This window comes from Winogradskyella echinorum (assembly GCF_014297365.1).
In the GTDB taxonomy this organism is placed as follows: domain Bacteria; phylum Bacteroidota; class Bacteroidia; order Flavobacteriales; family Flavobacteriaceae; genus Winogradskyella; species Winogradskyella echinorum.
The window spans coordinates 12823-27630 of the sequence record NZ_JACOQD010000003.1 but is presented as its reverse complement, the minus strand read 5'-3'; the positions used below and the strand labels follow the sequence as shown (position 1 = coordinate 27630).

The window sequence follows — 14808 nt, the reverse complement described above, 5'->3', positions numbered from 1 at the left end:
CTATAAGTTTTTGGAATTTGATTTTTTGTTTTTGGATTTTATTTTTTTTAGAATATGTCGAGCTCGAGCCTTAAAAGCTGCACTTTGTGCATGAAAATCGCGCTCTAAAATTGTCACTAATTCTGGATGAACCCAATCGAACTCAGTACCTAACAGATATAAAGCGTTCATTCCGTATGCTTTTGGTGCTACTTTTTCATCATTTATCATCCAATCAAAACAAGCTTCAGTAATTTTTTCCTTGTGCGTTTCATTTAAATGAGATGTAATAAAATTATTTTGTTTAGAATAATACGCTTTAATTAAATATTCACAGATTTTTGCCACAGGTCTAACAGCAGAATCTAGATGTACTTTAGAGATGTTTTCTGTAAACGTATCCAAGTGCGGAACTATAGCCTCAAGTTTTTCTCCACACATAAACTCAAAAACCCAGGCTGCTCTTGGCGAAATTTTATCATCTACATCGAACAGAATTTCTAATAATGGTTTTAATAACTCCGGATTATCAATTACTAAATTAGCATAGTACAATCGTTTTTCGCGCGAATGATTCACATAGCTTAATTCCTTATAAAGTTCTGCTTTAGTCAATAGAAATTCATTAAATTTAGACTTCTAAATTAATCAAAAATGAAGATTCTCAAAAAACTAGGACTATTACTTCTTGTGGTATTTATAATTGCTCAATTCTTTGGGCCAGAAAAAAATGATGGAGATTTAAGTTCAGTAGATGCTTTTTTTACCGATACTAATCCACCTGAGGATGTAAAGTTGGTATTAAAAAATGCTTGTTTAGATTGTCATAGTGACCACACACGTTACCCATGGTACAATAATATTACTCCTGTAAATTATTGGTTGGCGGACCATGTTAAACACGGTAAAGGTGATTTTAATGTGTCTAAATGGAATGATTATTCAGACAAAAAAAAGGATCATAAAATTGAAGAGTTGATTGAAATGGTTGAAGCCAAAGAAATGCCATTACCAAGCTATACATGGACACACGGAGATGCTAAATTATCACAAGATCAGATAGATGCGATGGTGTCTTGGGCAAAGACGGTTAGACTTAAATATGTTTTTCTAAAAGAGCCTCAATAAAAAATAAAAATTACAATTTTAAAAATCCCAAATTCCAAAGGGTAGTATCGGAATTTGGGATTTAGTTTTTTGAAATAGTTTACAATGAAAGATAAACTTTTAATCATTGGATTAGTATGGCCAGAGCCAAAAAGTTCCGCGGCTGGTAGTAGAATGTTGCAATTGGTAGAACAATTTCAAAAGCAAGGTTATGAGATTACGTTTGCTTGCGCAGCTAAAACATCTCAGAATACGTTTAATTTATCGCACCTTGGTATAAAAACTCAAGACATTCTCTTAAATGATGCTTCCTTTGATGCGTTCATATTGGCATTAAATCCTAATATTGTTTTATTCGATCGGTTTATGACCGAAGAACAATATGGTTGGCGCGTAGCGAAACATTGTCCTACTGCATTAAGAATTTTAGATACTGAAGATTTTCACGGTTTAAGAAAGGCTAGGGAATTGGCTTTAAAAGCAGGAGAAGAAGTTACTGTAGAATATTTACAAAATGATACTACCAAACGAGAAATTGCCAGTATTTATCGTTGCGATTTAAGTTTAATAATTTCTGAAGCAGAAATAGAAATCTTAACGAAACAGTTTAAAATAGATAGAGATTTACTGTATTATTTACCGTTTTTATTAGAACCAATTAATGATTTAGAAATAAAAGAGTTTCCATCTTTTACCGAAAGACAACACTTCATCACTATCGGAAACTTTTTACATCCACCAAATTACGATGCGGTTTTATACCTAAAAAACAATATTTGGCCACTAATTAGAAAGCAATTACCAAAAGCAGAGTTACTTATTTATGGTGCGTACGAATCTCAAAAAGTATCGCAACTGCATAATGAAAAACAAGGCTTTTTAATCAAAGGTTTTATACAAGACGTAAACGAAGTAATGCAAAAAGCTAAAGTTTGTTTAGCACCTTTGCGTTTTGGCGCAGGACTGAAAGGAAAACTTGTTGATGCGATGCAAAACGGAACACCTTGCATAATGTCTAGTATTGCTGCAGAGGGCATGTTTGGTAATCTAAAAGCTAATGGGTTTGTAGAAGATAGCACGGAAGTTTTTGCTGAAAAATCGGTTGAGCTTTATCTTAATACAGAAACTTGGATTAGTAGGCAGGAGCATGGTTTTAAAGTATTAAATAAGCGATTTAGCAAAATAGATTTTCAATCTGATTTTAAAAGTAGAATTAGTGAGCTTTTAAAAGATCTGCAATACCATCGTCAAAAAAATTTTATTGGTAATTTATTACAACATCAAACGCTTCAAAGTACTAAGTATATGAGTAAATGGATTGAAGAGAAAAACCGCTAATTTTCTGGTTAAGAATCTTTAATACATATATATATTAAATCGTTGTCTTCACTTTACTTTTAAAACGTCTTCAATTCAATTTCTTTCAGTTTAGACTTTATTTTATTTGTAAACATTCGTTTTATTGTTTTTTACCTAGGTTTTTGGTCAAAATAGATCCATGCCAGATTTTAATAGTGGAGATTATTTGCTTTAAAATCTTAAAAGTTTCACAAATTATTATTTGCATCAACATAAGAATGATAAGAGCTAAGATTAGGTAGCGATTCAATCTAATTTTGTATCGAACCAAAACACATATAACATGTCGTTATTAACAATAATACTTAGCATTTTATTACCGCCTTTAGCAGTTTTTTTAAAACATGGCTTAAAAACAGAATTTTTAATCAGTGTCATCCTAACTATAATAGGATGGTTACCAGGCGTCATTTATGCTTTTTATGTAAATAGTAAATAAACTTATGGAAAATATTTTAGTAGCAGGTGCCAACGGTACCACAGGAAAAAAAATAGTTAATCTTTTAAAGGCATCACAATACTTTAACCCTACTGCGATGGTAAGGAAGGAGGAACAATTAGATCAATTTAAATCTGAAGGAGTAGATACGGTTTTGGCCGATTTAACTGAAGATTTAACACACACCGTTAAAGGTATTGATAAAGTAATTTTTGCAGCAGGATCTGGTGGTAAAAATGTTGTTGAAGTCGATCAAGAAGGAGCTAAACGTTTAATGGCAGTCGCCAAAATGGGAAACGTAAATAGATTTGTAATGTTGAGCTCAATGGGAGCAGATAACCCTGAAGCTGTGGATGACTTAAAAGATTATATGAAAGCAAAGCACAATGCCGATGAACATCTTAAAAATAGTGGACTTAAATACACTATAGTGAGACCAGGAACTCTTAACAACACGGAAGGGACAGGCAAGATTGAATTGAATAATAAATTGAATAAGCAAGGGGAAATAAGTAGAGCAGATGTTGCTCAAACTTTGGTAAAGTCATTACATGATGATGCACCATACAATACCACATTTGAAATTATAGAAGGTGATACACTTATCGGTAAAGCAATGAATGAGTTAAATTCAGTGGTTAATTAGGTTAATCCTATGTATGCACGTTGAATATTGAAAATAACTTAAAACCAATAAATAATTTTAAAACTTAAACAATGGAAAATTTAAATAAAAAAACAGTAGCAATTTTAGCAACAAACGGCTTTGAAGAAAGTGAATTAAGAGAACCAAAAAAGGCATTAGAAAATGCAGGAGCCGATGTACATATCGTATCCTTAGAATCTGGGGAAATTAAAGGTTGGTCAGATGGTAATTGGAGTAATTCTTACAAGGTTGATAAAACCATTAATGAGGTGTCTCAAAGCGATTATAACGCACTAATGCTGCCAGGTGGTCAAATTAATCCAGATATTTTGAGAAAAGACAAGAACGCTGTGAAATTTGTAAAATCCTTTTTTGAAAATCATAAGCCAGTAGCTGCTATATGTCATGCACCTTGGTTATTAGCAGAAGCAGATGTGTTGAAAGACAGAAAAGTGACATCTTATGCATCTATAAAAACGGATATGATTAATGCAGGTGCCAACTGGGTAGATGAAGAGGTTGTTGTTGATTCTGGATTAGTAACAAGTAGGTCTCCTGAAGATTTGCCGGCTTTTAATGCAAAATTAGTAGAAGAAGTTTACGAAGGTAAACATGAAGAACAGACTGTGTAATTTTAAAATAATTAGCACTTTTAATTATATAAAGACACCTTTTTAAGGTGTCTTTTTTATAGCATATAATGCCAAATATTACGTCCACATGTTACTTGTTAGTACGTTGTTAGTATCATTTTTGGTGCTTATAAAACAAGACAAGTCTCAAGTTTTAAAACAGTGTTTGCATAGAAAAGTTTTGTTTTAAATTATATTTATTTTTTATGATTTTTGTAATTTCAAAGATATCACGATTGCAAAATTTAGTTTTTAGTCTTTGTTTACAATCAATATCTTAATGCTTATTTGGTAATAAATATATTGTAACACGTAAAGCGCCCAACTAACTCTTAATTATCTCTCTATATTCCTCAAAAAAAGCTTCAAATAAAGTCATGTTTGTATTAAAGAATTCAATGACATCTCTCCAAGTGTTTTTATTGTGGATAGAAACATTTTGTTCTAATGGCAAATAGATACGCGATATTTCTTTTCCATTGTCTAAAAAGTATTCTTCTTCGAAAATAGCATTTGGTAAATAATCGGTTTGTAAAATACTTTTTAGAGCTACTAGTTTTTCCCAACAGTTAATTCGATTTTCAAGATTGTCTTCAAGATCTAAAGCAATTAATGCAGACTTCGTATCAAAATGAAATTTAAAAGCAACTCCTTTTATTTTGGTGTCATACAATAACCATTTTTTGGGAAAAGATTTTCCGAAACTGGTCCAAAATTCTTGTCGTAATAATCTACTTTCTTCTTTTGAGAACATTTAAATAAAATACGCTATTAAAACACCTAAACAAATCGCAACGAGCTTAGATAAATTAAATTTATGACCTTCGCCAGTTTCAAATAAAATTGTAGTAGAAATATGTAAAAAGATGCCTATAACTATAGCGTTAACTATGTTTATATATTCCGTGGCAATGGCCGTATTATTAGAAATGTAAGTTCCTAAAGGTGTCATAGCTGCAAACAATACTAAGAAACTTACAATCTGTACTTTGGTATAACTAGACTGTAATAAAAAGGTGGTGATTAAAGCTGCAATGGGTATTTTATGAATTAATACACCATATACCATATCATTATGCTGATGTATTGGGAAACCTTCTAAAAAACTATGTAAACATAAGCTCACAAACAGTAACCATGGAAAAGCTGTATCATCTTTATGAATATGCACATGGCCGTGCTCCGCACCTTTAGAGAAAAACTCTAAAATAATTTGTAGCAAAATACCACACATAATAAATAGACCAGTTTGTTTGGCGTCTATGTGATGATATACCTCTGGCAATAAATCGAAAAGCGTTAGTGCTAATAAAAATGCGCCACTAAAAGAAAGAAGTAATTTGGTGCCAATAGATTTTTGCTTTTTCGTTAAAAAAGCTATGATCACACCAATTATAATTGCATATACAGGAAACAGGTATTTGTTCATGTTTACTCTACTTAAAAATCATAATCAAACGTTCTGATGTTTTTGAATGGTAAGGATGCAACTTGTAATCTCCAAATACATCTAATAAATACACACCAGCTTTTTCAAACAAATCTTTAAAATCCTCTAAAGTAAAGGCTTTAACACGTTCTTGAAACTCGTAGTGTTCACCATCTACTTCAAACTTTATATCTTTAACTATATAGCCATTTTTAAAACTACGCTTTTGATGAAAATCAATGCCTTCGACTGTTTTTATGTCTTCGTTAACTAAGTTTTCAATCACATAATTTACGTTCATAAAGTCAATGACACCAAAGCCAAATTCATTGAGTTCCGCTTTAATAGATTTTATGGTTTCAAGATTACAATTTTCATCTTCAAAATAGCCGAAGCTTGTAAAGAGATTAAAAACAGCATCAAATGCATCAGGATAAGGTTTACTCATATCATGTACATTAAATTGTAAAGTGTCGTTTTCAAACTGTTTGGCGTGGGCAATACTTTGCTCAGATAAATCTGCACCAATTACATTGTAACCAAGAGAATTAAGATATACAGAATGTCTGCCTTTACCACATGCTAAATCTAAGATTTTACCACCTTCAGGAATGTTAAGATAGTTGGTTAAATTATCCATAAACACTTGGGCTTCTGTATAATCTCTGTCTTTATATAAAATGTGGTAGTATGGTGTATCAAACCACGAAGCGTACCATTGTTTAGTTGATTTAGTCATAATGATAAATGTCCTGCAAAAATACTGTATTTTTGCAATCTATTTGACGTAGTACATGGACAATAATTTCAAAATGGTAGCCAAAACCTTATTTGGCTTCGAAGATATTTTAGCAAAAGAACTCACGCAACTTGGTGCGATGGAAGTAGAAAAAGGCGTGCGTAATGTTGGTTTTGTTGGTGATAAAGGTTTTATGTACAAGGCAAATATGGGGATTCGTACAGCCATAAAAATTCTAAAGCCTATACATTCTTTTAGAGTTACTAGAGAAGATGATCTTTACAAGAATGTAAAAAAAATGAAATGGGAAGACTATTTAAAGCCTACAGGTTCTCTTGCTGTTGATGCTACAGTACACAATAGTATTTTTACACATTCGCAATACACAGCTTTAAAAACTAAAGATGCTATTGTAGATCGCTTTAGAGATATTGATGGCACACGACCAGATGTAGATTTACGCTTTCCGGATTTAAAAATTAATGTACATATAGACCGCCAGAGATGTACTATTTCTTTAGATACATCTGGTGAATCTTTACATAGACGTGGTTATAAAACCGCAACTAATATTGCTCCAATTAACGAAGTGCTTGCTGCAGGTTTAATTATGATGAGTGGTTGGGATGGACAAACCGATTTTATGGATCCGATGTGTGGTAGTGGTACCATGTTGGCAGAAGCGGCTATGATTGCGTGTAATATTCCACCTAATCTTATGAGAAAAGAATTTGCCTTTGAGCGTTGGAACGATTGGGATGTGGATTTGTTTGAAAAAATTGAAGAATCTCTTTTAAAGAAAACACGCGATTTTCATCATAAAATTTTAGGGTACGATAAATCTCCTTCGGCTGTAGCTAAAGCAAAGGAGAATATAAAGAATGCGCATTTAGATGAGTTTATCCATATACAACACGAAGATTTCTTTAAAACCCAAAAAGCAGGTACTGAGAAATTGCACATGGTGTTTAACCCACCATATGGTGAGCGTTTAGAAAACCTAAATGTAGAGGAGTTCTATGGAAATATTGGTTCAACCTTAAAACACGGTTATCCAAACACTAACGCATGGTTAATTACGTCTAATCTCGAAGCCTTAAAGTTTGTAGGTTTGCGACCTTCTCGAAAAATAAAAGTATTTAATGCTAAACTCGAAGCTCGTTTGGTTAAATACGAAATGTATGAAGGGAGTAGGAAAGCTAGTAAGCAGTAAGCATCTTTCAGTATGCAGTATCAGTTGGTAGTTTTAAGTTTGAGAAACTATTAATCTATAGATTTAACGATCTAATCCTTCTAGCTGCAAATTATAATCATATTGTAAATCTTCATGCAGTACACTAATTTTTTTCTTAATAGACAGTAGTTGTCTTTGATAAAGATTACTTAGAGTAATGTTTCTGTGAATTGAAGGTCTTAATGCATTTAAGTGTTCACAAAAATAGAGTAGAAGCTCAACTTCAGTAGATTTTTTAAGCGAATAGCGACTGTAAACTCTAATTTGTCTTAGAATTTTTCTAATCGTTTTTTTCATATAGAAATAACTATCTGTATTGATACCTTCAAAAAGTTCGTCTAGAGTAGATTTTACACTAGCAATGTAGCCGTCTTCATCATGTGCTTCAAACAATAAGTAGGTGAGTAGTGCCTTATTTTCTTTTTTAAATTTTCCTAGGCGCAAACATAATTCAAGTAAATCCTCTTTAGGTAAATGCTTTAGTTCCTTTTTTATGGTGACAATAGATTCAATCTTCATATTACAAATTTAAAGCTTTTAAAACAGTTTTTTTATAGGTTTGCCCAATAGGAATAGTATGCGAATCTACAGTAATTTGGTTTCCCGAAAGATGATTCATTTTATTTAGATTAATACTGAACGATTTGTGTATACGAAGAAAATTGTCTGGTAAATTTTCTATAAATCCCGAAAATGTGCTGTGCGTAGTTATCGTTTTTTCTTCGGTATGTACCTTAACATAATCACCAAATGCTTCTATATACTGAATGTCTTTAAAAAATACTTTATGTAATGTTTTATTTTCTTTCAAAATAGTGAAATTGTTTGTGTTAGAAGTGTCAGTACTATTTAAAATTTTATGTATCGCTGTTAAAAATCGCTCATAGGAGATAGTTTTAAGTAAGTAGTCTATAGCATTAACTTCAAAACCGTCAACTGCATATTGAGAATAAGCTGTTGTAAAAATTACTTTTGGTGGGTTTTTTAAGGATTTGTAAAAATCTAATCCAGATTGTTGAGGCATATTAATATCTAAAAACAACAAATCTATAGCGTTATTAAGTTGTAAATATTTAAACGCTTCTGCGGCATTGTTGCAAGTTTCTTTTAAAAATAAAACATCAGTTTCTTTAATAAAATGCTGAAGCACCTTCTGAGAAGATGGTTCGTCATCAATGATTAAGCAGGTGATATATTTATTAGGCTTCATGATTTATATTCAATGTTATTTTAAATATATCTTTCGTTTCATCAACTTTAAATTGATGCTGATGTGGATACACCAAATTTAAATTTTTCCGAAGATTTTCTATACCTACACCAGAGTGTCTATTTTTAAGTTGGTTTTTAGTATTTAGATTAGCATTGGTAATAGTAAATTTAAACTGAGATCCGCTTTGTTGTAGTTCTATTTTTATTGGTGTCATTGTTTCACCAGCAATAATACCGTGCTTATAGCTATTCTCTAATAACGGTAAAAGTAGCATAGGATAAATTTTATATTGTTCATTTTCTATTTGAATATTAAATTCAGTTGGTGTAGGTGTGTCTACACGATGGTTTTGAAATGCAATATAATTTTTAAGCAGGCTTATCTCTTCTTTTAGACTTACACGTTCGGTGTCAGAATCATAAATAACATATCTAAGGATATCTGAAAGTTGCACTATAGCGTTTGTTGTACCTTCTTTTTTTTCTAGGGCCAAAGCATAAATAACATTTAAAGAATTAAATAAAAAATGTGGATTTATTTGAGCTCTTAAGGCCGATAATTGCGTTTCTATCTGCTGGTTTTTAAGCTTTAGAATTTTGTTTTCGTTGGTGTTATAGTAAAGCCAATCTTCTGCTAATTTTAGTAAGGTTGTAGCAATAAAAAAAATCGCAAAAACCAAAAATACATTAGATTTAGAAAGATAAGATATAAAGAAATAATTAGGAAAAAGTAAGTCTAATATAGGTTGTAATAGCCAACAACTTAATGATGCAAATACTATTAAATTTAAAATAAATAGAAAGATGTAGATAACGTATTTTTCTTTTTTTAAGAATTTAGGAATTAAAACATAAAAATTGATACTCACTGGTATCGCAAGTGATATCAAAAATATGATTGTATAAATATAATCGACCGCTATAGGTATAGTACCTTTAGAGAATATAAATAGTAATACAACAAACGCCAAAAACCACAGAACACTATTAAATAGTAATGGCCTGTGGTAGTCGGTTTTATTTAAAAGTGAATTGAGATTAAGGCTTTGCATTTGTTTTTGTTAAAGTAAGTTGATCAGATTTTTTCCATTTATTTTCAATGTTTGCTTTCATATATTTCTTTAAAAAGGCATACAACTCTTCAGAAGTGGCTGTTAGTAAAAGTGCCTCTTCAGGACCTATATTTTCGTGCTTAAGTCGCATTTTATTGGCGTTAAAAATATCTTTCACTTTTGATTCGTCTAACCAAGACAAAGACACCGTTTTATTAATATCTAGCTTGGCTACAGAATGTGTTTTTAAAAGGTGCTCTGCAGCCAAACTATTAATCTCTTCATCTCCAATCTCAATAGGGATAAAGTCCAGAAAATACTGATTATTTATTTTGAATGGCATAGCAATAAAACTAGCTTCTTTTTCTTTTTTTAAGTATTTTATATAGTAGCCAGATTTATAAGTTTCATAAGCAACTTTGTCCTCTTCTGAAAGGGTTACGCCTTCTCTTTTATCTTGTTCAAATTTTTCTTTTATAGATTCTACTGTCCATTCACCTTTTTTGTTATCAATCCAGTTTCCAAGCAGGTTTTTATCAAAGCTTAAACTATCTTTTGTATAAAAAGGTTGAAGTGATTTTACTATACAAGAATTTAGGAGTATTGCAATGGCGATGAGTATAATTGATTTCCATGTTTTCATAATACTTAAGTTTTTAAAGTTTCAGCTAAACTCTCGTTATTTAAAATAGCCTACAATAAATTTCGACAAACACAAAGCAACTAATGCCAAACAATTAAAAAGTATACCAAAAGTAAAATTGGTTTATAGTAATACTTTAACAATCTATTATTTAGTACCTTTTAATAAATTAATGCTTACAGTTGCCAATTCACTATCAGGAAATTTCGCAAAATGATTATCATCTGGTATCAAACCTACTTGCTTTGCCATGGCTCTAAACACATCAACCTCTAAAATATATTGGTCGCTATAACCATGTGTAGCATCGTAAGCTGTAGCTGCAGTTTTGCCTAAATTTTTAGATGTTAATTCCGGACTAATGGTATGCAATTCTATGATGAGCAAGCCAAATTTTTCAACATAAGGTTTCCATTTTTCTAGATGTTCTAAAAGTGATGCTTCTACATCATTATTTGCTAATCGTTTTCCTTTTGAAGCGTAAGCACCTGAAGACTGACTCACAAAATCATAATGTTGATTTGGCGCATTCCAAACCCTATTGTGATCTAAAAAGGTACGCACGTTTAATAGATCTAGTAATTCTATGTTATAATCTTCTTTTAAGTCTGAAGCTAATAGGTCTGGTCTACCAATATCTCCCCAAATCACTTTAGCCCAAATATCGGCCTTTATAAGATTAGCTCTTGTAACTTTTAATGCGGCTTTATTAAAGTCAGCACCAACTAAAAATAGTGGATACTCGTCGAGTAATTTACCTCTTAGAGTTTGCTGATCTATCACATTAAATATATGTTCAATAAACGCTCCATTACCGCAACCCATATCTAAAATGCCCTTAGGTTGCTCGTCAATGGGTCTATTGAACAAATCGATAATCACCTTATCAATTACTTTAAAATAGGTTGCATGAGCACCACCACTTCCCCAAACATTCATTTCGCGATGCACATGTTTTTCGGTATCACTTGGAGAAGCTGTTTGTAGCACTAAAGGATTGCCAAAGATAAGTTCATCGAGTTGTAAAAATGTTGGAATATAAGATACAGTAACACCATAAGCACTAGCACGCTTTGCAAAAAACAAACCTTTATCCGTAAATTGGTAGGTGTTTTTCTTTTTCTTAAACCAGTCTAAATGTGAGAAGAAATCTAGAATTTTTTTAAAACTTTCTGGGTCTTTATGATACTCTTCTGCAGTAAAAGAGGCTTCCATAAAATATTTATGAAACAATCCATTTACACCTAATAATACAATTATAGGACCCGCAATAACTCCTTCTATATGTTTTAAAACTTGATATTCAATTGAACGTGTGTTAGAAATATCTAAATTATAATTGGCTTCATACTTCTTAAAAATACGTTCTAAAGCAATAAAAGCGTCTGCACTTATCATTTTATCATTAGCAAATTGATCTGAATATTTTAAAAGATTAACAGCATCTTCATATAAATGGACTAACTGAAAGGCTTTTGCACTATTAGAATTTACGTTATAAGTAATAGAATCGGTTTTATTATCGAGTTGCTGTTCTAACCAACCTTGCGAACAAAGCACACGTAATGCAATGTTTAGATAACCTTCATTAGCATTAAAGGTTGTTGCTATATCAGAAAGGTTAACGGTTTTGTGCTGTAATAGATAATCTAAAACTTCTTTTTTGTGAAGAGCATAAGCTGTTGTTGCCGTTGCAATACCATCTAAATGTCTAAAGATGATACTTCTTAATTTAGATTTATCCGATTTAGTGAGCATATAAAAATGGTTTAGATCTAAATATAAAAAAACCATCACTTGTGTGATGGTTTTTAAGTTAAAAATATGATTTTGTAATTTGATTATCTCAATTTAGGAAAGTCTATCGGACTCAACTCATGCATTATGCCGTAAACCGCTTCAAAAATATCTTCTACAGATGGTTTAGAAAAATAATCGCCATCAGTACCATACGCTGGTCTATGTGGCTTCGCAGCTAGGGTTTTTGGTTGGCTATCTAGATACTCAAAAGCATTTTGCTCATTCAATATTTGGTCTAAAATATATGCTGAAGCTCCGCCTTTTACATCTTCATCAATCACCATAACACGATTTGTTTTGGCAATGCTCTTTACAATATCGTGGTTAAGATCAAATGGTAATAATGATTGCACGTCTATAATCTCTGCATCAATACCAACTTCTTGTAATTCTTTAGCAGCTTGTTCCACTAAACGTAAAGTTGAACCGTATGACACTAACGTAATATCTTCTCCTTCTCTAATAGTTTCAACAACACCAATTGGTGTTTTAAATTCACCAATATTACTTGGCATTTTTTCTTTAAGTCGGTAACCGTTTAAGCACTCAACAACCAAAGCAGGTTCATCACTTTCTAATAGTGTATTGTAAAATCCGGCTGCTTTAGTCATGTTTCTTGGTACTAAAACATGGATTCCTCTAATAAGATTTAGAATACCTCCCATTTGTGAACCAGAATGCCATATGCCTTCTAAACGATGACCACGTGTTCTCACAATAAGTGGTGCTTTTTGGCGACCTTTTGTTCTGTATTGTACGGTTGCTAAATCATCACTCATTATTTGAAGCGCATACATAACGTAATCCAAATACTGAATTTCTGCTATAGGACGCAAACCACGCATGGCCATACCAATACCTTGTCCCATAATGGTGGCTTCTCTAATACCAGTATCTGACACTCTAAGTTCTCCGTATTTTTCTTGTAAACCTTCTAATCCTTGGTTTACATCTCCTATATATCCAGCATCTTCTCCAAAGATTAAAGCTTCCGGATAATTTCCAAAAATGGCATCAAAGTTTTCTCTTAGCACAACGCGTCCATCAACGTCTTCGGCATTAGCATCATAGGTTGGTAGAACTTCAGATTGGTTTAAGGCATTCAGATCTGATGCACTATGTAAGTGCGAACTGTATTTTGGTTGAATAGCGTTTATATAATTGTTTATCCAATTTTGTAATGCTATTTTTTCTGATGATGCTTCCGAAACCACATAGCGCAGTGCTTTACGTGCAGCAGATAATATATCTCGTCGTAAAGGTTCGTCTATAGCAACTAAATCATTTTTTAATTTCGTAATAAATACACCATTAGGACTGGTTGTTGCTAAATTTTCTAATAGAGAAACAGCTTGATTACGCTCATTTAAAATAGGATTAATAAATGAAGCCCATGCCGCTTTTTTACCATCTCTAACGGCTTTTTTAAGCTCTTTTTCTATGGTTCTTAACTCGTCGTCAGTAGCAATATTATTGCTAATCATCCATTGTCTTAATTGTGCATTACAATCGTATTCTGCTTCCCAAGCCAAACGCTCTTCATCTTTGTAACGTTCGTGCGATCCAGACGTTGAGTGGCCTTGCGGCTGCGTTAATTCTTGTACATGTATCATTACAGGTACATGTTCTTTTCTAGAAATTTGTGCAGCACGTTGGTAAGTGTCTATGAGTTCAGGGTAATTCCAACCGTTAACTCTAAAGATTTCGTAACCTTTATTATTCTTATCGCGCTGAAAACCTTTAAGTATTTCAGATATGTTTTCTTTTGTAGTTTGGTGTTTAGCGTGTACTGAGATGCCATATTCATCATCCCAAATACTTATAACCATTGGTACTTGCAAAACACCTGCTGCATTTATGGTTTCAAAAAATAAGCCTTCACTTGTACTTGCGTTACCAATAGTTCCCCAGGCTATTTCATTACCTTGATCGGAGAATTTAGTAGTATCAATACCTTTAACGTTTCTGTAAATTTTAGAGGCTTGTGCTAATCCTAATAATCTAGGCATTTGCCCTGCAGTAGGTGATATATCTGAACTTGAATTTTTTTGTTGGGTTAAATTTTTCCAATGCCCATTTTCGTCTAAACTATGGGTAGCAAAATGACCTCCCATTTGGCGACCAGCAGACATTGGCTCTTCCTTTAAATCTGTGTTAGCGTATAAACCAGCAAAAAATTGCTCAATAGTTAATTCGCCAATAGCCATCATAAAGGTTTGATCTCTGTAATATCCAGATCTAAAATCACCATTTTTAAAGGCTTTTGCCCAAGCAATTTGTGGCACTTCTTTACCGTCACCAAAAATGCCAAATTTTGCTTTACCAGTTAAAACTTCCCTGCGACCAAGTAAACTACACTCTCTACTTGTTACAGCAAGTTTATAGTCATTTAAGACCTCTGTCTTAAAATCATCAAATGTAATCTCTGTTTTAATGTTAGGGTCTGTCTTCATAAAGTTCAAATTTCGCTATTGCAAAAGTACGGAAATTAAAAATTTTACACAACAGCTAAGACTGTTATAATATTGAATTATTCT

16 protein-coding genes are annotated in these 14808 nt (G+C 32.3%); 6 read left to right on the top strand and 10 right to left on the bottom strand.

The genetic code is table 11. The features are described from left to right. The gene (locus H8K90_RS11970) at positions 1-594 is read right to left on the bottom strand and encodes an adenylosuccinate lyase (RefSeq protein WP_186846226.1); all 594 of its coding nucleotides are present in this window, start codon (positions 592-594) and stop codon (positions 1-3) included. Positions 595-633: 39 nt separating this feature from the next. Here H8K90_RS11970 and H8K90_RS11965 point away from each other — a divergent pair, with 39 nt between their 5' ends. The 5 genes from H8K90_RS11965 to H8K90_RS11945 all read left to right on the top strand — a co-directional run bounded on the left by H8K90_RS11965 (position 634) and on the right by H8K90_RS11945 (position 4162). Continuing rightward, positions 634-1107, top strand: a complete 474-nt coding sequence (locus H8K90_RS11965) for a heme-binding domain-containing protein (RefSeq protein WP_186846225.1) — start codon at positions 634-636, stop codon at positions 1105-1107. 84 nt (positions 1108-1191) lie between these two features. Next, positions 1192-2424: a glycosyltransferase family 4 protein gene (locus tag H8K90_RS11960; protein WP_186846224.1), complete on the top strand. Its 1233-nt coding sequence runs from the start codon at positions 1192-1194 to the stop codon at positions 2422-2424. Between the two features lie 304 nt (positions 2425-2728). Next, positions 2729-2884, top strand: a complete 156-nt coding sequence (locus H8K90_RS11955; protein WP_186846223.1) for a YqaE/Pmp3 family membrane protein — start codon at positions 2729-2731, stop codon at positions 2882-2884. A gap of 4 nt (positions 2885-2888) precedes the next feature. Then, entirely contained in the window at positions 2889-3530 is a 642-nt protein-coding gene (locus H8K90_RS11950) for an SDR family oxidoreductase (RefSeq protein WP_186846222.1), read from the top strand. A gap of 71 nt (positions 3531-3601) precedes the next feature. Next, positions 3602-4162, top strand: a complete 561-nt coding sequence (locus H8K90_RS11945) for a type 1 glutamine amidotransferase domain-containing protein (protein ID WP_186846221.1) — start codon at positions 3602-3604, stop codon at positions 4160-4162. A gap of 325 nt (positions 4163-4487) precedes the next feature. Here H8K90_RS11945 and H8K90_RS11940 read toward each other — a convergent pair whose 3' ends face one another. Genes H8K90_RS11940 through H8K90_RS11930 form a run of 3 tightly spaced genes read right to left on the bottom strand, consistent with a single transcriptional unit; the run spans position 4488 to position 6330 of the window. Continuing rightward, positions 4488-4916: a DUF4268 domain-containing protein gene (locus H8K90_RS11940; RefSeq protein ID WP_186846220.1), complete on the bottom strand. Its 429-nt coding sequence runs from the start codon at positions 4914-4916 to the stop codon at positions 4488-4490. Then, the gene (locus tag H8K90_RS11935; RefSeq protein ID WP_186846219.1) at positions 4917-5591 is read right to left on the bottom strand and encodes a ZIP family metal transporter; all 675 of its coding nucleotides are present in this window, start codon (positions 5589-5591) and stop codon (positions 4917-4919) included. It abuts the gene before it with no gap. A 7-nt stretch (positions 5592-5598) separates the two neighbouring features. Continuing rightward, on the bottom strand, positions 5599-6330 hold the full coding sequence (locus tag H8K90_RS11930) for a class I SAM-dependent methyltransferase (RefSeq protein WP_186846218.1): 732 nt from the start codon (positions 6328-6330) through the stop codon (positions 5599-5601). 55 nt (positions 6331-6385) lie between these two features. Between H8K90_RS11930 and H8K90_RS11925 the strand changes: the two genes are divergently transcribed. Then, entirely contained in the window at positions 6386-7543 is a 1158-nt protein-coding gene (locus H8K90_RS11925; protein WP_186846217.1) for a THUMP domain-containing class I SAM-dependent RNA methyltransferase, read from the top strand. A 63-nt stretch (positions 7544-7606) separates the two neighbouring features. Here the strand turns inward: H8K90_RS11925 and H8K90_RS11920 are convergent, their stop codons facing one another. The 6 genes from H8K90_RS11920 to H8K90_RS11895 all read right to left on the bottom strand — a co-directional run bounded on the left by H8K90_RS11920 (position 7607) and on the right by H8K90_RS11895 (position 14724). Continuing rightward, positions 7607-8083 carry a hypothetical protein gene (locus H8K90_RS11920; RefSeq protein WP_186846216.1) on the bottom strand — a complete coding sequence of 159 codons (477 nt, stop codon included), beginning with the start codon at positions 8081-8083 and terminating at the stop codon, positions 7607-7609. Position 8084: 1 nt separating this feature from the next. After that, the gene (locus H8K90_RS11915; RefSeq protein WP_186846215.1) at positions 8085-8774 is read right to left on the bottom strand and encodes a LytR/AlgR family response regulator transcription factor; all 690 of its coding nucleotides are present in this window, start codon (positions 8772-8774) and stop codon (positions 8085-8087) included. Next, positions 8764-9828, bottom strand: coding sequence for a sensor histidine kinase (locus tag H8K90_RS11910; protein ID WP_186846214.1), 1065 nt, complete (start codon positions 9826-9828; stop codon positions 8764-8766). The genes H8K90_RS11915 and H8K90_RS11910 overlap by 11 nt, the downstream gene beginning before the upstream one ends. Further along, positions 9815-10471: a hypothetical protein gene (locus H8K90_RS11905; protein WP_186846213.1), complete on the bottom strand. Its 657-nt coding sequence runs from the start codon at positions 10469-10471 to the stop codon at positions 9815-9817. The genes H8K90_RS11910 and H8K90_RS11905 overlap by 14 nt, the downstream gene beginning before the upstream one ends. Before the next feature lie 147 nt (positions 10472-10618). Next, a complete protein-coding gene (locus H8K90_RS11900) occupies positions 10619-12229 on the bottom strand; it encodes a class I SAM-dependent methyltransferase (protein ID WP_186846212.1) in 1611 nt (536 codons plus the stop codon). A gap of 83 nt (positions 12230-12312) precedes the next feature. Further along, positions 12313-14724, bottom strand: coding sequence for an alpha-ketoacid dehydrogenase subunit alpha/beta (locus H8K90_RS11895; protein WP_186846211.1), 2412 nt, complete (start codon positions 14722-14724; stop codon positions 12313-12315). Positions 14725-14808: the final 84 nt, after the last annotated feature.